Below are 19,420 nucleotides of genomic sequence, written 5' to 3'. Positions count from 1 at the left end.
GATTGGTGATGGCGATGAATCAACGGTTCCGGCCGACCCCCGAGCAGTTCCCCGAGGCCGATCTGGATGCGGACGGTCTGGACAGCGTCCTCGACCGGTACCCGCCGGACACGGTCGTGGACATCTATGCCCTGTCGCCGCTGCAGGCGGGGATCCTCTTCGAATCGACGCACCGCCCGGGCAACGGGAACTACTTGACCCAGACGGTGTTCGAGATCCGGGGCCGGCTTGACACCGAGGCGTTCATCGCCGCGTGGCGGTACGTCATCGATCGGCACCCGATCCTGCGGACGACCTTCGTCACGGACGGCGTCGCGCACCCCGTCCAGGTCGTCCACCGGGGCTTCCCGCTGCCGTTGCGGGCCCTGGACTGGCGCGGCCGCGATGACGAGGCGATACACGCGGCGACGACCCGGCTGCTCCTCGACCGGCGCCACCGCGGCATGGACCTGGCTGCCGCGCCGCCGCTGGCATTCGACCTGATCCGGCTCGACGGCGAACGCCATCTGCTCGCCTGGCACCAGCACCACATCCTCATGGACGCCTGGAGCGGATCCATCGTCCGGGGCGAACTCGGCGCGGCCTATTCCGCGTTGGCCGCGGGCATGCTCCCCGGCCTTCCCGAGCCAGTGCCCTTCGGCCGCCACGTCGAGTGGCTGCGGCGGCGCGACGAGCAGGCCGACGAGGACTTCTGGGCGGGCCTGCTGGGCGGTTTCGACTCGCCGACGACGCTGCCGTTCATCGCCGCTGCCGCCCGCGAGGCGAGTTCGAGCAGCGCGTCGGCCGTCCGCACCGTCTCCCCGGCCCTCACCGAGCGGGTGGCCGAACTCGCCCGGCGCAACCACTGCACCGTCCACACGGTGGTGCAGGGCGCCTGGGCGATCGCGCTGAGCCGGTACAGCGGGCAGCGGGACGTGTGCTGGGGCACCATCCTCTCCGGCCGCTCCGCGGACCAGGCCGACCTGGAGCGGATCGTCGGCCTGCTGATCAACACGGTGCCGGCCCGGGTCACGGTCGACGCCGACGCGGTCGTCGCGGACTGGCTCGCGGAACTGCGCACCTCCCTCAACGGGATGCGCAAGGCGGAGCACATCGGCATCACCCGCATCCGACGGCACACCTCGGTGCCGAGCGGGACCCCGCTGTTCGAGAGCCTGTTCCAGTTCGTCGACCTCCATCAGGACGCCGACGCGGACGCAGCCGGGCTCGACCTGCAGGTCGTGCGGAGCTACGAGCAGACCGGCTTCCCGCTGGACCTCAGCGTGGTGGCCGGTGACGAACTGCTGCTCCACCTGACCTATGAGCCCGCGCGGGTGAGCGAAGCCGACGCGGAACGCGTGCTGAGCACCTATGAGCTGATACTCGAGCAGATGGCGGAGCGGCCCGAAGCCCGCATCGGTGAGATCGAGGTCCTCACCGCCGCCGATCGCCGGGAACTGCTCGACTGGGGTCTCAAGGCCCTCGGCACCACCGTCGAGACGACAGTGCCCGAGTTGTTCGCCGCCATCCTGCCCACCGCCTCCGACTCGACGGCCGTCGTCGGGGTGGACCGGACCATGACCTATGCGGAACTCGACGACGGCTCCAGCCGGTTGGCGCGGGTGCTGCGCGCGCGGGGCGTGGGGGCCGACACCGTCGTCGGAGTCGCGGTTCCCCGGTCGGCCGCCCTCATCACGGTGCTGCTCGCGGTGCTCAAGGCCGGTGGCGCGTACCTGGCGCTCGATCCGGTCGCGCCGCCGGAGCGCAACCGGCTGCTCGTCGGTGACAGCGGGGCCGAGGCCATCGTGGCCACGACCGAGTCGCTGGCCGGGATCGGTGCGGCGGCGCAGGGCCGCACGGTCGTCGTGCTCGATGATCCCGAGGTCCAGGCCGCGCTCGCCGCGGAATCCGCCGAGGCGTTGGCGATTGCCGCGCATCCGGACTCGCTGGCGTTCGTGACGTTCACCTCGGGTTCGACCGGGGTCCCGAAGTGCGTCGGCATCACCCACCGCAACATCGTCCGGCTGGCGCACCGGCAGAGCTACCTGTCGTCCGGCCCCGGCTACACCGCCCTGCACACCGTGCCGCTCGCCTTCGACGTCTCCCTGGAGGAGATCTGGGTTCCGCTGCTGAACGGCGGCACCGTCGTCGCGCCGGCGCCCGGGCGGCTGGACGTTCCCGAGATCGCGGCGCTGATCCGGGAGCACTCGATCACCAGCTTCAGCCCCACCACGGGGCTGTTCCACCAGATCGCCGAGCAGGACATGGCGGCGTTCAGCGGCCTGCGGCAGTTGCTCATCGGGGGCGACGTCGCATTGCCCGCGCCCTGCGCGAGCGTCGTCCGCGCCCATCCGGAACTGACCCTGATCAACGCCTACGGCCCGACCGAGAACACCTGCGTCACCACCGCAGCGGTGCTGGGCCCCGAGCAGGGGCCGCGGGTGTCGATCGGTGGTCCGATCTCGGGGACGTCGGTGTATGTGGTGGATGAGAACTTCGATCCGGTGCCGGTGGGTGTGGTGGGGCAGTTGTGTACGGGTGGTGCGGGGGTGTCGCGTGGGTATCTGAATGATCCGGGGTTGACGGCGGTGCGGTTCGTGCCGGATCCGTTCAGTCCGGTGGCGGGTGCGCGGATGTACTGCACGGGTGATGCGGTGCGGTGGCGTGCCGATGGGCAGTTGGACTTCGTGGGTCGGATCGACCGGCAGGTGAAGGTCCGTGGTTTCCGGATCGAGCCGGGTGAGGTGGAGGCGCGGTTGATCGCGCATCCGGAGATCGCGGAGGCGGTGGTGGTGGCGCGGGCCGATGGTGGTCACAAGCGCCTGGTGGCCTACCTGGTGGTGCGTGGTGGTGTCGAGGTGCCGGTGTCGGTGCTGCGTGCGCATGTGGGGCAGGCGTTGCCGGAGTACATGGTGCCGCAGGCGTTCGTGGTGGTGGAGCGGATTCCGTTGACCGCCAACGGCAAGGTCGACCGCGACGCGCTGCCCGCCCCCTCGCCCGCCGAGGCGGCCGAGGACGGCGGTGCCCGTCGCGCCCCGGGTACCGAGGCCGAGCGGGTCCTCGCTCAGGCGTGGTGCCAGGTGCTCGGCCTGGCCGAGGTGGGGATCGACGAGAACTTCTTCGAGCTCGGCGGCGACTCCATCATGGCGATCCGGGTGGCCTCCAAGGTCCGCCAGGCCGGCGTGACCCTCAGCTCCGGTGACGTGTTCGACCATCAGACCATCGCGGAGCTCGCGCAGGCCGCCGGGGCCGGTGGCACGCCGGTGCGGGCGCAGCAGGGACCGGTGACCGGCGAAGTCCCGCTCACCCCGATCCAGCATTGGTTCCTCCAAACCCACGGCCCCGAAAACCACTTCAACCAGTCGAAGCTGCTGCGCTGGCACGACAAGGCCGACCCCGAGGCGCTGCGCGACGCGCTGTCGGCGCTGGCGGGGCATCACGACGCGCTGCGGTTGCGGCTGGAGGAGCGCGACGGCCGCTGGCACCAGTACCTCGCACCGGTCGACGACAACCCGACGCCCCTGGAGGTCATCGACGCTTCGGCGTGGCCGCAGGCCCAGCGCGAGGAGCTGGCCGAGGCGGCCGGGGCGCGGGCCCAGGCGGGCCTCGACCTGGTGACCGGCCCGCTGATGCGCGCGGTCCTCTTCGACCACGGCGGGACCGCGCCGGACGAACTGCTGATCGTCGTCCACCACATGGCGGTCGACATCGTCTCCTGGAGCTTCCTCGCCGGCGATCTGGCCGCCGCGTACACCAGCGCCGTGCGCGGCGAGCCCATCGAACTGCCGAGCAAGACCACGTCGTTCAAGGAATGGGCAGAGCACCTGCAGCGGTACGCGGCCGGCCCGGCGTTCCAGAAGGACGCGGAGTACTGGACCCAGGCCCGCAGCCGCCCCACGCCGCTGCCCCGCGACGCGGCAGCCGGCTCGGACCCGGCGGGGACCGGCCGGGTGCGGGTCGAGCTGGACCTCGCCGAGACCGACGCGTTCCGCGCCGCGACCAGGCGCACCACCGGTCGGATCACCGCCGCCGAACTGCTGCTCGTCGCGGCCGTCCCGGCGCTGCACGACTGGGTGGGCAGCGGCGCCGTGGCCCTCGACGTCGAGATCCACGGGCGCGAGGCGTTCGCCCGCGACCAGGACGTCGCCCGGACCGTCGGCTGGTTCACCGCCGTCCATCCGATGACCCTGCACCTCACGGCTGGTGACAGCCTCGGCTCCTACGTGGCGCAGGTGCGGGACCAGACCCAGGCGATGCCCAACCGCGGCATGGGCTACGGTGTCGCCCGCTACCTCGCCGGCCCCGAACTCGCCGCGGCGGTCGGCTCCGACGCGGAGATCGGCTTCAACTACATCGGCGAGGTGGGTGACGCACCCGGCGACGGCGGCTTCCCCTTCACGGACCTGCCCGGCACGCTCGGCTCGGAGGCGCCGGCGGACTTCGCGAGCTCCTATCCGCTGGAGGTCATGGCCGGGATCATCGACGGCCGGCTCCAGGTGACGTGGCTGTACGCGGCCGACGCCTTCGACCGCGAGACCGTGCGGTCCGTCGCGGAGAACCACCTGCGGGAACTGCGGCGCTTCGTGAACCAGATCTCGCTCTGGGACGCGGACCAGGCCGAGCCCGAGGAGTGGCTGCGGCGCATCCATCCGAAGACGCCGCTGCTGATCGGACCGATGGTGCGCTACCGCGTGCCCGGTCTGAGTGTCGCCACGATCACGGACGGCGAGATCACGGCGTGGGGGAGCGGCGTGACCGCGGCCGGCGGCTCGGTCCCGGTGACCGAGCACACGGTCTTCCAGGTCGGGTCGGTGGCGAAGCACCTCGCCGCCATCGCGGTGATGCGGCTAGCCCGCGACGGCCTGCTCACGCTCGACACCCCCGTGAACGAGCTGCTGCTCGAGCAGCGCGTCGACACGCCGGACCCGGCCCAGCCGGTGACGGTCCGTCATCTGCTCTGCCACAGCGCGGGACTGAGCCCGGACGAGGACGCGGAAGGGCCGCTCGTCGCCGTCAGCCGACCGGCGGGCTCCCAGTACGAGTACAGCCTCGCGAACTACACGCTGATCGAGCGGATCATCGCCGATGTCACCAACCTGGCGTTCCCGAAGGCGTTGAGGACTCTGGTACTCGATCCCCTGGGCATGGACGACACGGTGTTCCTGCCCGAGTTCCCCACCGGGGCCGGGGACGCGGTCGCCGTCGGGCACACCGCGACCGGGCGCGGCTACGGCCGCGGTCGGCGGTCCGGCGGCGCGGCCGCGGCCGAACTCGTCTGGACGTCCGCCGCGGACCTGGCCCGGGTCGGTGCCGAGCTCCACCGCGCGCTGACGCAGGACCGGGGAGTCGTGCTCAGCCGCTCGGACGTCGAGCAGATGCTCGACGGACTGCGGACCGGTTACGGGCTCGGCACCTCCGTGAAGACCGTGGCGGGCAGGCGGTGGATCGGACACCCCGGCGACGGCCCGGGATTCCGCAGCGTCTACGCCGTGGATCCGGTGTCCGGCCACGGCTTGGTGGTCCTCGCCAACGGTGACGGCGCCACGCCGCTGCTCGAAGATCTGCTCGCCGAACTGCGGGTCGACCTGGTGATGCGCGTCCAGGGCCCGCTCATGACTTGGGACAGGGGATAGTCCGATGACCGGTGTCGAAAGCGTCGCGAGCCGGGAGCTCCGAGTCGGCGGCAAGACGATCGACCTCGCCGCCAGGCTCGCCCGGCGCGCGATCCCGCGCCGGGCGGGCGCGGACGCCGTGCTCTCGCCGATCCAGCGCGGGGTCTGGGCGGCCGGGCAACTGGCCGCCGACGAGGGCCTCTACACCATGACCGAGCTGTCGTGGCTGCGCGGAGCGCTGGATCACGAAGCCCTCCGGCAAGCCTTCACGGACCTCGCACGGCGGCACGAGACGCTGCGGACGACCTTCGCCGGCGAGGACCCGCCGCGCCAGTCGGTCGCCCCACAGGCCTCGGCTGCGGTCGACTTCGAGGTCATCGACCTGAGTGCCGACGGCGGAGCCGCCCGCGAGCACGCAGTGGGGGCGCTGACGCGCGAAGGCGCCCGTCCGTTCGACCTCGCCGGCGGGCCGCTGTGGCGGGTCCGGCTGGCCCGCACCGCAGCGGACGAGCACCTGCTCCTGCTGGCCATGCACCACCTGATCGGTGACGAGTGGTCACTCGGCGTCCTGCACCGCGAGCTCGACGCCTGCTACACGGCCCGGGTGACCGGCACCCCGGTCGAGCTTGCGGCAGTTCCCGTCCAGTACGGCGACTATGCCGAGTGGCAGGCTGCCCGCTTCGACTCCGAGCCGGGCGAGCGCGATCTCGGGTACTGGCGCGAGGCGCTCGCGGGCATCCCCCACGTGCTGGAGCTGCCGACCGACCGGCCGAGGACCTCGGCGCGCTCGCCCAGGGGCCACCGTGCGGAGTGGTCGATGTCCGCCGAGCAGAGCCAGCGGTTCCACGAGCTCGCCGCCGCCGCGGGCGCCACGCCGTTCACCGCGATGGTCGCGCTGTTCGCCACGGTCCTGAGCCGGCATTCCGGGCAGTCGGATCTGGTGATCGGCGCCGCGGTCTCCGGCCGCCGGCGCACCGAGACCGAAGGGCTGGTCGGCCTGTTCGCCAACCTGGTGCCGATCCCGGTCCGGCTCGGCGCCGCCGCCACCGTCGAGGACGCCGTGCGGCACACGGCGAGAGCGTTCCTGGGCACCCTGGACCATCAGGACATCACGCTGGAGCGCATCGTCTCCGAGCTGGGCGTGCCCCGCGGCGGCTCGCGGATGCCGCTGTGCCAGGCGGTCGCGGACTGGGTGGACACCGAGGCAGGCGGCTGGTCGCTGGCGGGGGTCGCGGCCGAGCCGGTGCCCGTCGACCTCGGCTCGGTGAAGAACGACCTGATGCTCGTCGGCGTCGGCCGGGGCCCCGTGATCGAGTTCGAACTGATCGGGGAATCCGGGCTGTTCGAACCGGCGACGGTGGGAGTCCTGATGGACCACTTCCGGCAGGCCGTCGAGCAGGCCATCACCGATCCCGCGGTCGCGCCGGCGGGCCTGCGGCTGGATTCGGCCGCTGAAGCCGATCGGATCACCGCGTGGACGGGGTCGGTGCACTGGGACCGATCGACCGGGACCATCGGCGAGCTGTTCGCCGAGGCGGCGGCGCGGCACCCGGACGCCGTCGCCCTGACCGGGGCCGGTGGCACCTTCGGCTACGGCGAGCTCGACTCGCTGACGAACCGGCTGGCCCGGCTGCTACGCGGCCACGGAGTGAACGCGGATTCCGTCGTGGGGATCGCGGTTCCGCGATCGGCGCAGACGGTGGTCGCGTTGCTGGGGGCCCTGAAGGCCGGCGGTGCCTATCTCTTCCTGGACCCGGCCGGGCCGGCCGAGCGTGCCGCCGGCTACGCCGAGGCCAGCCGGACCGAGGTCATCGTGGCCACGACCGAGTCGCTGGCCGGGATCGGCGCGGCGGCGCATGGCCGCACGGTCGTCGTGCTCGATGATCCCGAGGTCCAGGCCGCGCTCGCCGCGGAATCCGCCGAGGCGTTGGCGATTGCCGCGCACCCGGACTCGCTCGCGTACGTCAGCTTCACCTCGGGTTCGACCGGGGTCCCGAAGTGCGTCGGCATCACGCATCGCAACATCCTGCGGCTGGCCTACCTGCCCGACTACCTGGCCCACGGCCGGGATGAGACGTTCATCCAGCTCGCGCCGCTCAGCTTCGACATCTCCGCCATGGAACTGTGGACGAGCCTGCTGCAGGGCGGGCGGCTCGTGATGCCGAGGGCAGGGCAGCTGGACATCCCCGAGATCGCGGCGCTGATCCGCGAGCACTCGGTGACCAGCCTGGTCACCACGACCGCACTGTTCAACCAGTTCGTCGAGCACGACCTCGAAGCGCTCGCCGGCCTTCGACAGATCGCGATCGGTGGCGACGTGGCCATGCCGAGCGCGTTCTCGGCGGCGCTCGCCGGCCCGGCGACCCGCGATGTGGCGCTGCTCCACTGCTACGGCCCGACCGAGAACACCGGTACGACGACCAGCGTCGTCATCAAGGACGCCGTCGATGCGCGGATACCGATCGGTGGTCCCATCTCGGGGACGTCGGTGTATGTGGTGGATGAGAACTTCGATCCGGTGCCGGTGGGTGTGGTGGGGCAGTTGTGTACGGGTGGTGCGGGGGTGTCGCGTGGGTATCTGAATGATCCGGGGTTGACGGCGGTGCGGTTCGTGCCGGATCCGTTCAGTCCGGTGGCGGGTGCGCGGATGTACTGCACGGGTGATGCGGTGCGGTGGCGTGCCGATGGGCAGTTGGACTTCGTGGGTCGGATCGACCGGCAGGTGAAGGTCCGTGGTTTCCGGATCGAGCCGGGTGAGGTGGAGGCGCGGTTGATCGCGCATCCGGAGATCGCGGAGGCGGTGGTGGTGGCGCGGGCCGATGGTGGTCACAAGCGCCTGGTGGCCTACCTGGTGGTGCGTGGTGGTGTCGAGGTGCCGGTGTCGGTGCTGCGTGCGCATGTGGGGCAGGCGTTGCCGGAGTACATGGTGCCGCAGGCGTTCGTGGTGGTGGAGCGGATCCCGTTGACCGCCAACGGCAAGGTCGACCGCAATGCGCTGCCGGCGCCGGTCCCGGCGGAGGAGGCCGGTGCGGATCGCCCCCGTCGGGCCCCGCGTACCCGGACCGAGAAGGTACTGGCCGAGGCGTGGTGCCAGGTGCTCGGCCTGGCCGAGGTGGGGATCGACGAGAACTTCTTCGAGCTCGGCGGCGACTCCATCATGGCGATCCGGGTGGCCTCCAAGGTCCGCCAGGCCGGCGTGACGCTCACCTCCGGTGAGGTGTTCGACCACCAGAGCATCGCGGAGCTCGCGCAGGCCGCCGGGGCCGGTGGCGCCCCGGTGCGGGCGCAGCAGGGAGCGGTGACCGGCGAAGTCCCGCTCACCCCGATCCAGCACTGGTTCCTCCAAACCCACGGTCCCGAAAGCCACTTCAACCAGTCGGTGCGGCTGGAGAGCGCCGAGCAACTGGACTCCACGTTGCTGAGCGACGCGCTGTCCGCGCTGGTCGGGCACCACGACGCGCTGCGGTTGCGGCTGGAGGAACGCGACGGCCGCTGGCACCAGTACCTCGCACCGGTCGACGACACCGACCTCCTCGACATCGTCGAGGGCGCCGGCCTGACCGCCGACGAGGCAGAACAGGCGCTGCTGGCCGCCGCCGAAGCCGCCCAGGCGTCCTTCGATCTCGCCACCGGACCGCTGCTGCGCGCGGTGCTGCTCGAAGCGGACCAAGGCCCCGACCAACTGGTGCTCGTCGTCCACCACTTGGCGGTGGACACGGTGTCCTGGGACATCCTGCTGCAGCACCTCGGCCTCGTCTACGGCCAGCTCGAAGCCGGTCGGCAGCCGAGCCTGCCCGCCAAGACGACCTCGTTCCAAGCCTGGGCGGGCGCGGTCGCGGCCCGAGCCCGATCCGAGGAGTTCGCCCCGGCGGCAGAACACTGGCGCGCGCTCGGCACCAGCCACGCGGGCGAACTGCCGCACGGTGAAGGCGCCGGCGGCAACCTGGCCGCCGACGCAAGGACCGTCTCCGGCACCTTGGACAGGGCGGCGACGGAAGCACTCGTGCGCCGATCGGCGGCGGTCCACCGCACCGACATCAAGTCCGTGCTGATGACCGTCCTCGTCCGGACCCTGGCGGACTGGACGGGGAGGCGGGAGTTCCGGATCGACACCGAAGGCCACGGCCGCGACGCCCTGGGCACAGACCTCGACGTGTCGGCCACGGTCGGGTGGTTCACCGCGGTCTACCCGGTGCACGTGCGCCTGCCGGAGGGAGACGACCCGGTCGCTCAACTGCTGGACGTCCACCGCCAGTTCTCCGGACAGCCGGTCGGCGCCGGGTACGGGATGACCAGGTACCTGCGCGACGGGTCCGAGCCCTGGACCGCGTCGGACCTCTGCTTCAACTACCACGGGCAACTCAGCTCGGGCTCGGAGGACGGCCTGCTCCGGCGGGCTCGGGGCGAACGCGGCGCGGAATTCGCGCCCGGTCTCCCGCGCCCCTACCGGTTCGACGTGACGGCGCTCGTCGCGGACGGCGAACTGCGACTGCACTGGGGGTATCCCGGCCGCGAATGGGAGGTGCCCGCCATCCAGGAGCTGGTCGACCGGTTCCTCGGGCACGCCCGCACCCTGGCGATGACTTGCGGGCTCGGCGCCGACCCGGAGGAGGAAGAAGCACCGTGACACCGCCCCGGACGCCGAATGCCCAAGCCAACGCTCAGGAAGGGACCATGACGAACCTCGTCCGGCTGTCCAAGAGCCAGCAGCAGCTGTGGTTCGCCGAGCAACTCGGTGCGCACCCGGCCGGATACCTCGTGCCACTGCCGCTCCGGTTGACGGGACCGCTCGACGTCGGCTCGCTGCGCTCCGCGCTGTCGGCCCTCGTCGCACGGCACGAACTGCTGCGGACCTCGTTCCGCCTCGTCGACGGCGAGCCGTGCGGCGTCGTGCGGTCGGCGGACCAGTTCAGTCTGGCCACCGAGGACGCCGCGGACGCGCCGGACCGCAGGAGCATCGAGGACCACGTGCTCGCCGAGGCGACGGCACCGCTGGACGTCGCCGACGGCCTGCCGATCCGCGCCCGGCTCATCCGCCTGGCCGACGAGCTCCACCTGCTGTTCGTCACCGTCCACCACCTGGCCTTCGACGACTGGTCGCGCAACGTCCTCTACGCCGAACTGGCAGAGCTCTACAACGCCGCCGTCACGGGCCGCGCGGCGGACCTGGCCCCGCTGGAGATCTCGTACGCGCAGTTCGCGGCGGCACAGGAGGACGCGGCCCGGGCCGAGAGCACCTCGGAACACCTCGACTACTGGCGCCAACAGCTCGCCGGCCTCGACCCGTTCGAACTGCTCCCGGAGCTGCCGCGGCCCGCGCACCGGTCCGGTGCCGGGGACGTCACCGGCTTCGTGATTCCGCGTCCGGAGGCCGAGCGGCTTGCCGAACTCGGCCGTTCCGTGGGCGCCACACCCGCCATGGTGCTGTTCGCGGCGTGCCAGATCGTACTCCGGCAGTACACCGGCCGAGACGACGTGACCGTGGGCACCGCCGCCGCGGCGCGGGAAGCAGCCGAGACGGCCTCGATGATCGGCCCGCTGCTCACCATGCTGGTGCTGCGCGGTGACACCTCCGGCGATCCGACCTTCGCCGAATCGGTCGAGCGGATGCGGGACCTCGTGCTCGACGCCTTCGAACACGCGGAGGTCCCGTTCCCGCTGCTCGTCGAGGAACTCGCCCCCGAGCGCGACCCCTCCCGCACACCGCTGTTCCAGATCATCGTCGGCTACGGCAGCGGCCGCCGCTTCGCGCCCGACCTGGCCGGCCTGACCGTCACCGAACTGCCGGTGCCCGGCGTGGGGTCCAAGTACGACCTCGGCATCTGGTTCGACCACCGCGTGGACGGCGCGATAGCCGTGGACGTCGCCTGGGACGTCAGCCTGTACCGGCCCGAGACGATGCGCCGGTTCGCCTCGCACCTGAAAACCGTGCTCTCCCAGGTCGCCGAGGACGCCCAGCGTCGGATCGGCGATCTGGCACCGGCCTTTGAGGCCCGACGAACCCTGGCGCGGTTCTCGGTGGGACCCGACAGGCCCGCCGCCGAGACCGCTCTGCACGAGCGCTTCTCCGCCCAGGCCGGTGACACACCGGACGCCGTCGCGCTGGTGCTCCCGGACGGCACGGCGACCACCTTCGCCCAGCTGAACCGGCAGGCCAACCGGATCGCGCACCGTCTGCGCGCCTCGGGTGTCGGCCCGGAGACACTGGTGGGCGTCCACGCGGAACGTTCGACGGAGCTGGTCGCCGCCCTGTACGGCGTCCTCAAGGCCGGGGGCGCCTACGTCCCCCTCGACCCCGAGCATCCGCGGGACCGCCTCGCCGATCTCATCGAGGACACGGCCGTGCCGGTGATCCTGACCCAGGGGCGGATCGCCGAAGCGCTCCCGCCCACGGACGCGCTGATCCTCGACCTCGACGATCCGGCGCAGTGGGCCGCCTGGCCGGACAGCGACCCGGCCGCACCCTGCGACCTCGACAACATCGCCTACACCATCTCCACCTCGGGCTCGACCGGGCGTCCCAAGAGCGTGGTGCTCTCCCACCGCAATGCGGTCGAGCGGCTGGACTGGTTGCAGGCGAGGTACCCGCTGCAGCCCGACGACGCCTTCCTGCAGCGGTCCTCGCTGAGCTTCGACGCCTCGGTCCTGGAGTTCTTCTGGCCGCTGACCGTCGGCGCGCGCCTGGTCCTCCCCAGCCGCGACGGCCACAAGGACACCGGCTACCTGCGCGACCTGATCCGCACCCAGGGCGTCACCGCAGCCCAGTTCGTGCCGTCCATGCTGAGCGTTCTCCTCACCGAGCGCGGTATCGAGGAATGCACGACACTGCGGCTCGCCGTGGCCTGCGGCGAAGAAGTGCCCGTCGCCACGGCGCAGGAGCTCCTTCGCACACTCCCGGGCTGCGAGCTGTACAACGGCTACGGCCCGACCGAGGCCACGGTCTGCGTCAACTGGTGGCAGTGCACGCCCGAAACGCTGACCGACCTGAGCGCGGTGCCGCTCGGAACGCCGTTCGGCAACACCGCCACCCACATCCTGGACGCCGATCTGCGGCCGGTTCCGCCGGGCGCCGTGGGCGAGTTGTTCATCGGCGGCACCGGCGTGGCCCGCGGCTACCTGAACCGCCCCGGCCTGACCGCCGAACGGTTCCTCCCCGACCCGTTCTCCGCCCGCCCCGGCGCACGGCTGTACCGCACCGGGGATCTGGTACGGCTGCGTCCCGACGGCGAGAGCCTGGACTTCCTCGGACGGGCCGACCACCAGGTGAAGGTCCGCGGGTTCCGCATCGAACTCGGCGAGATCGACGCGACCCTGTGCGCGCACCCCGGCGTCCGGGAATGCGCGACGACGGTTTCGGCGGTCCCGCCCGGCGACTCCAGGCTCGTCGCGTACGTGGTGGCCGCGGCCGGCGCTCTGCCGGAGCCCGATGCCCTGCGGTCCTTCGCGGAGCGGCGCCTGCCGGCCCACGCCGTGCCGAGCGCGGTCGTCATCCTGCCCGAGCTCCCCAGGATGGCCAGCGGCAAACTCAATCGGGCGGCGCTGCCCGCGCCCGACCTGTCGGCACCCGGCGCGGAAGACGGCGAACCGCGCAACGCGTTGGAGGAATGGCTCTGCGGCGTCTGGTGCGACGTACTCGGGATCGCGCACGTCGGAATCCACGACAACTTCTTCGGCCTCGGCGGCCATTCGCTGCTCGCGATGCGGATGGCGAACCGGATCCGTGACGACCTCGCCCTGGACTTCCCGATGAGCATGTTGTTCGAGAGCCGGACGGTGGCTGCCATGGCGCCCCGGCTGGCGGAGTTCCTGCTCGACGACGAGGCCGAGGCGCACGCATGAGCGACCTGCCCCGACGCCGCCGCTCCGGGTTGTCGGGCCACCGGGACTTCCGCTCGCTCTGGATCGCCGACACGGTCAGCCAGTTCGGGGTGCAGGTGTCCGTGCTGGCGATGCCGCTGGTGGCCGTGCTGTACCTGCACGCCGGGCCACCGGCTGTGGGTGTGCTGGTCGCGATGGAGTTCCTGGGGTCCCTGCTGATCGGGCTGCCGGCCGGGGTGTGGTGCGACCGCAGGCGGCGGCGCCCGATCATGGTGTGCGCCGACCTGGTGCGCGCCGGGCTGCTGGCGTCGGTACCGCTCGCGGCCTGGTGCGATGCGCTGACGATCTGGCAGCTCTACGCCGTGGCGCTGGCCCAGGGCTTCGCCACGGTCTTCTTCGACGTCGCGTATCAGAGTTATCTGCCCACCCTGATCCAACCCGGAGACCTGGTCGAAGGGAACACGAAGTTGCAGGCCAGCGCCTCGGTCGCGCAAATGGCCGGGCCGTCGGTGGCCGGTGTGCTGGTCCAAGTGCTCACCGCACCACTGGCGATCACGGCGAACGCGGTGAGTTTCGGCCTGTCGGGCCTGTTCATAGCGAACATCCGGCAGACCGAGCCCGCGCCGTCCCGCCCGGAGAAGCCCAGGCTGCTGCGGGACGTCCGGGAGGGACTGGGGCTGGTCCTGCGTGATCCGATCCTGCGCGCGCTCGCCGGGGCCACCGCCGTGGTCAACTTGTTCATGTCGGTGTTCGCGGCGGTCATCACCACGTTCCTGGCTCACGATCTGAGGCTGTCCGCCGGACTCATCGGCGTACTGATGACAGCGGGCAGTGCCGGCGGCCTCGCCGGGGCGCTCGCCGCCCCCGGCCTCATCCGACGGGTCGGCCTCGCCCGCGGGGTGTGGCTGCCGCCGCTCGTCGGCTTGCCGCTCGGGCTCCTCGTTCCCCTGACCCACGGCGGGATCGGGCTCATCGCGTTCGTGGTCGGGTGGTTCGGCTGCTCGTTCGCGATCGTGGCCTACAACATCGCCCAGGTGAGCCTGCGCCAGACGCTCTGCCCGGCCGGGGCGCTGGGCCGGATGAACGCCACCATGCGCTTCCTGACCTGGGGAGTCATGCCGCTGGGCGCGCTGCTGGGCGGAGCGCTCGGCGCCGGAGTCGGAGCACGGACGACGCTGGGGGCGGCTCAGCTCGGCGAGCTCCTGGTACCGCTGGTCCTGATCGCCTCCCCGCTGCGGCGAATCCGCGAGCTGCCGGCCGGTGAGCCGGAGCCGACCCCCTCCCGCGACCGGGAACCGTCCGCCGTTGACGGTGTCCGCCAGCCAGTCGCGCAGGGCGGCCATCCGAGCGGTAGCGGGTGACGGCGGGCCGCCGTCACCCGCTCCACGTACCACCGCCCCGGTTCTACGGGCGGTGTGCGACGGACATCGGGCGGATGTCGGCTGCTGCCAGGCTGGCCGGGAGGATCACCCGGTCGTCGCCGTCGCGGCAGGCGGCGGCCGCCCGGCGGCAGTGTTCGGCGGCCTCGCCCAGCCGGATGGCCTGGACGGCCAGGTTCCCGCGGATGAACTCGGCCCGGCCCGGCGAGTGCCGGTCGGCGCGGTCGGTGGCCGCGGCGGAGACCGCCGCCGCGGCCACCGCGAGCCGCTCGTGGCGCGGGTCCGCGTCGAACGGGCGGAGCGCGATCAGCAGGTCGGCGGCGGTGCGCAGGTCCTGTGCCGAGGTGGCGGCCGTCGTCGCGGCCAGCACCGCGGTGATCGCCGCGTCGAACTCCTCGGCCACCCAGCGGGCGGCCGCGCACGGGGTGTCGAAGCGCAGCCCGGGCACCACCGGAGTACGCAGCGCCGAGCTGATCGGGTCGCCGGGCACCATCTGCAGGAAGGCGGCGGTGGCGGTGGCGAGCAGGAAGTCCAGCTGCTTGCTCAGCGCGGTGGCGGACTCCACCGCGCCGCCCGGCGCACAGAGTTGGGAGGCGAAGACGCGCAGCAGCTCGTGGTAGCGGTACCGGCCGGCGTGGGTCTGGGTGACCATCCCCGCGTCGACCAGCGACTCCAGCAGGTCCTCGGCCCGGCGCCGGTCGACGCCCAGCACGGCCGCCGCGGCCGGTAGGCCGATGTCCGGTCGACTCACCGCGGCGACCACCCGGAATGCCGTCGCCTGGTCCGGCGTCAACTGCCGGTAGCCCCAGTCGAAGGCGCTGGCCACGGCGAGGTCGCCGAGGCTCAGTTCGGCCATCCGGTGCTGCTCGGCGGCCAGCCGGTCGGCGAGCCGGGCCACCGTCCAGGACGGGCGGGAGGCGAGCCGGGAGGCCACGATCCGGATGGCCAGCGGGAGCCGGCCGCAGTAGCGCAGCAGCTCGCCGGTGGCGGCCGGGTCGGCGCAGACCCGGCCGCCACCGGCGGCCTGCGCCAGCATCTCGGTGGCCTCGCCGACGCTGAACACATCGAGGTCGATCTGGGCGGCGGTGGCCAGACCGAACAGCCGGGCCCGGCTGGTGATCAGGACGGCGCAGTGCGCGGAGCCGGGCAGCAGCGGGCGGACCTGGGCGGTGTCCCGGGCGTTGTCCAGCAGGATCAGCACGCGCCGGCCGTCGAGCAGCGAGCGGAACAGCCGGGAGCGGTCCTCCAGCGTCTCGGGCACAGCGTTGGGGGCGATCCCCAGGGCGGTGAGGAAGCTGGCCAGGAGCACGCTGGGTTGAGCCGGTTTCGGTTGGTCGCCGCGCAGGTCGGCGTAGAGCTGGCCGTCGGGGAACCCGGCGCGCAGCCGGTGCGCGACGCGCAGGGCGACGGCGGTCTTGCCGACGCCGCCCATGCCGCAGACGGCCGCGATCGGCAGCACGGTGTGGTCGGCGGTGTCCTGCACGACCCGGCCGAGCACCGCTTGCAGCGCCGCGAGTTCCCTCTCGCGCCCGGTGAAGTCGGGTATGTCGGCCGGCAGTTGGGCCGGGACCGGGGTTGACCGGGCCGGGGTGGGCCGGGCGGGGGTGCGGCCACCGGCGGTCGGCTCGGGCTCGGGCGCGGCGGTGCCGACCAGAGCCGGGTCGTTGCGCAGGATGCGCTGGTGCATCGCGCGCAGTTCCGGCCCCGGGTCGATGCCGAGTTCGGCAGCGAGCAGCCGGCGGACCCGCTCGAAGACCGCGAGCGCGTCGGCCTGCCGTCCGCTCTGGTACAGCCCGCGCATCAGCAGCACGTACGGGCGCTCGCGCAGCGGGTGCTCGGCGGTCAGCTCGCGCAGCGCCGGGACGGCGCGGCTCTGGTCCCCCAACTCCAGCTCCAGGCCGCACTTCTCCTCGAGCAGGCTGATCCGCAGGTCCTCCAGGCGGGCCCGCTGCTGCTCGGCGAACGGCCCGGGCACCCCGGCCAGCGGCTCCCCGAACCAGAGGTCGAGCGCCTCGTCGAGCAGCCGCCGGGCCCGCGCGTGGTCCTCGCCCTTCCTGGCCGCGGCCAGCGCGGCGGCGGCGAGCGACTCCACCCGCACGGCGTCGACGTTCTCGGCGGGCAGCACCATGCGGTAGCCGTCGCCGAGCGAGGTGAGGATCGCCGGGGCGCTGCGGTCGCGTTCGAGTTCCTTGCGCCACCGCCAGGCGTACGTGCGCAGCATGGCCGAGGCACTGTTGGGCGGCGCCGCGCCCCACAGGGCCGCGATCAGCTCGCCCGCACTGGCGGCCCGTCCGTCCCGCAGCAACAGGGCTGCCATCATGGCCTGCTGCAACGGCGATCCGACCGGCAGCGCCATCTCCCCGTGATGGGCTGCCACGGGCCCGAGCATGAGGAATCGAATAGGTTGGGTCACCATTGACAGTCCCCTAAAATAGTGAATCACTGTGCGGCGCTCACGCCCCCGTCACCCCCGGACAGCGTTGGGCGCACAGGTACAAACGGATCGGCAAGAACTTCTGGTTCGGCGCCTCGTCCGGTCGTGAGGCGACCGAGGGCACCGCCGCCGACGGCGCAGTGCACGTGGTGGAGGGGCCGTGCCTGCGGCATCCCGACGAGCCGCCGGGCTCTTCCAGCAGCCGCTACTGAGGGGCCGTCGGATCGCTGCTGCCCGCTGTGTTGACGCCGGTCCGGAGCCCTGGGACCACAACTGGGCCTGCGTCGGCCGGCCTTGACCGTCCGTGGGGCCGATGGGTGTTCCGTGATCGGGGACTTGACACCTCGGATCACCGGGAGGCCGTGCCTGCCGCCGCACCCGGCCTCGAAAAGTCCGCCGTGGGGCGACGTTGTCCGATCGCCGCGGCAGCTGTGCGTGGCGATCGCCGAGCACGTCGTCTCGGCGATCGCCACGATCCGCACCTGCCCTGCGGCCAGGGGCGCCCCCGGCCACCGGGCTGGGTGCCCGTCGCCGTCGGAGCGTCAGACGGCCGGCTTGGCGGTGAGCAGGGCGGTGATCTCATCGGCGAGGTGCGGTCCGAGCTCGCCCCAGCCGTCCTTGTAGCCGTAGACGCCGGCCAGGGTGCGGGCCTCGTAGTCGCCGTTCATGATCTCGATGTCGTTGGCAGTGATGAGCCCCGGGTGGGCGACGCCGAGGGCTGCCGAGACCTTGGTCAGCTCCCTGCGCAGGGTGCGCAGGTAGACCGCGGCCCGGGTGGCCTTCGAGGTCGGGTCGAGGCCGCGGGCCAGCCAGGGGTTCTGGGTGGCGATGCCGGTGGGGCACTTGTCGGTGTGGCACTTCTGCGACTGGATGCAGCCGATCGACAGCATCGCCTCGCGGGCCACGTTGACCATGTCGGCGCCCAGGGCGAACGCGACCGCGGCGTTCTCGGGCAGGCCGAGCTTGCCGGAGCCGATGAAGGTCAGGTCGTCGGTCAGCCCCAGCTCGGCGAACGTCCCGTAGACCCGGGAGAAGCCCATCCGGAACGGCAGCGCCACCGAGTCGGCGAAGATCCGCGGCGCCGCTCCGGTGCCGCCCTCACCGCCGTCGATGGTCACGAAGTCGACACCGCGGTCACCACGTGCCATCAGCGTGGCCAGCTCCTGCCAGAAGCCCATTTCCCCGACCGCGCTCTTGACCCCGACCGGCAGACCGGTCTCGGTGGCCAGCAGCTCGACGAAGTCGAGCATCGAGTCGACGTCGCTGAACGCGGTGTGCCGTGACGGGGAGGCGCAGTCCTTGCCGACCGGGATGCCGCGGATCTCGGCGATCTCCGGGGTCACCTTGGCGCCCGGCAGCATCCCGCCCAGCCCCGGCTTGGCGCCCTGGGAGAGCTTGATCTCTATCGCCTTGACCGGCGCGCCGGCGACCACGTCCTTGAGCTTGTCGAGGTTGAAGGTGCCGTCCTCGTTGCGGCAGCCGAAGTACGCGGTGCCGATCTGGAGGACGATGTCACCGCCGCTGCGGTGGTACGGCGAGAGGCCGCCCTCGCCCGTGTTGTGCATCGCGCCGGCCAGCGCCGCCCCCTTGTTGAGCGCCGTGATGGCCGCGCCGGAGAGCGAGCCGAAGCTCATCGCCGAGATGTTCACCACGCTCGCCGGCCGGAACGCCTTGGCGCGCCCGCGCGGCCCGCCCAGCACCTTGGCCGAGGGAAGCGGGGCCTGCGGGTCGTGGGCGTCGGGCAGCGCGCCGGCGAACGTGCGCTGCTTCAGGTAGGCGTGCCCCTGCACGTGCTCGACGTCGACCTCGGTCCCGAATCCGAAGTAGTTGTTCTCCTCCTTCGCCGACGCGTAGATCCAGGTGCGCTGGTCACGACTGAAGGGGCGCTCCTCCTCGTTGGAGGTCACGATGTACTGCCGCAGCTCCGGCCCGATCGCCTCCAGCAGGTAGCGGGCGTGGCCGATCACCGGGAAGTTCCGGAGCAGTGCGTGCCGCTTCTGGATGAGGTCGCGGGCAGCCACCACGGCCACTGCTGTCGCGGCGACGGCGCCGATTCTCCGGGCGTGCATGAACGTTCCTCCTCGAGTCACGAGTCCACCGTCGTGCGGTGGACTCGTGGTGCCGTGTTGGGCGTGGCCTTGGGCGACGAGCACGGCCGATCAGGCGTCAGCGTCCCCCGAAGAATGCGGAACGATAGT

Annotated in this window: 6 protein-coding genes; 4 read left to right on the top strand and 2 right to left on the bottom strand. The window is 72.1% G+C overall.

From position 1 onward, the window contains the following. Positions 1-8 precede the first annotated feature (8 nt). From E6W39_RS03875 to E6W39_RS03860, 4 genes are read left to right on the top strand one after another with little or no spacing between them, the layout of a single operon-like run. Positions 9-5,612 carry a non-ribosomal peptide synthetase gene (locus E6W39_RS03875; protein ID WP_141632268.1) on the top strand — a complete coding sequence of 1,868 codons (5,604 nt, stop codon included), beginning with the start codon at positions 9-11 and terminating at the stop codon, positions 5,610-5,612. Positions 5,613-5,616: 4 nt separating this feature from the next. Beyond that, positions 5,617-10,218, top strand: coding sequence for a non-ribosomal peptide synthetase (locus tag E6W39_RS03870; RefSeq protein ID WP_141632267.1), 4,602 nt, complete (start codon positions 5,617-5,619; stop codon positions 10,216-10,218). 47 nt (positions 10,219-10,265) lie between these two features. Then, on the top strand, positions 10,266-13,430 hold the full coding sequence (locus tag E6W39_RS03865) for a non-ribosomal peptide synthetase (protein WP_181799081.1): 3,165 nt from the start codon (positions 10,266-10,268) through the stop codon (positions 13,428-13,430). Then, a complete protein-coding gene (locus E6W39_RS03860; protein WP_141632265.1) occupies positions 13,427-14,770 on the top strand; it encodes an MFS transporter in 1,344 nt (447 codons plus the stop codon). The genes E6W39_RS03865 and E6W39_RS03860 overlap by 4 nt, the downstream gene beginning before the upstream one ends. A gap of 43 nt (positions 14,771-14,813) precedes the next feature. On the opposite strand, the gene E6W39_RS03855 is transcribed toward E6W39_RS03860, so the two are convergent. Together E6W39_RS03855 and E6W39_RS03850 are read right to left on the bottom strand one after the other, a co-directional pair. After that, positions 14,814-17,165 carry an AfsR/SARP family transcriptional regulator gene (locus E6W39_RS03855; protein ID WP_181799080.1) on the bottom strand — a complete coding sequence of 784 codons (2,352 nt, stop codon included), beginning with the start codon at positions 17,163-17,165 and terminating at the stop codon, positions 14,814-14,816. Positions 17,166-17,764: 599 nt separating this feature from the next. After that, positions 17,765-19,291, bottom strand: a complete 1,527-nt coding sequence (locus tag E6W39_RS03850; RefSeq protein WP_141632263.1) for an FMN-binding glutamate synthase family protein — start codon at positions 19,289-19,291, stop codon at positions 17,765-17,767. Positions 19,292-19,420 lie beyond the last annotated feature (129 nt).

The sequence above is a fragment of the Kitasatospora acidiphila genome (genome assembly GCF_006636205.1).
Taxonomy (GTDB): domain Bacteria; phylum Actinomycetota; class Actinomycetes; order Streptomycetales; family Streptomycetaceae; genus Kitasatospora; species Kitasatospora acidiphila.
Note: the sequence above shows the minus strand (reverse complement) of the source record. Positions and strands in the feature narration are given on the sequence as shown.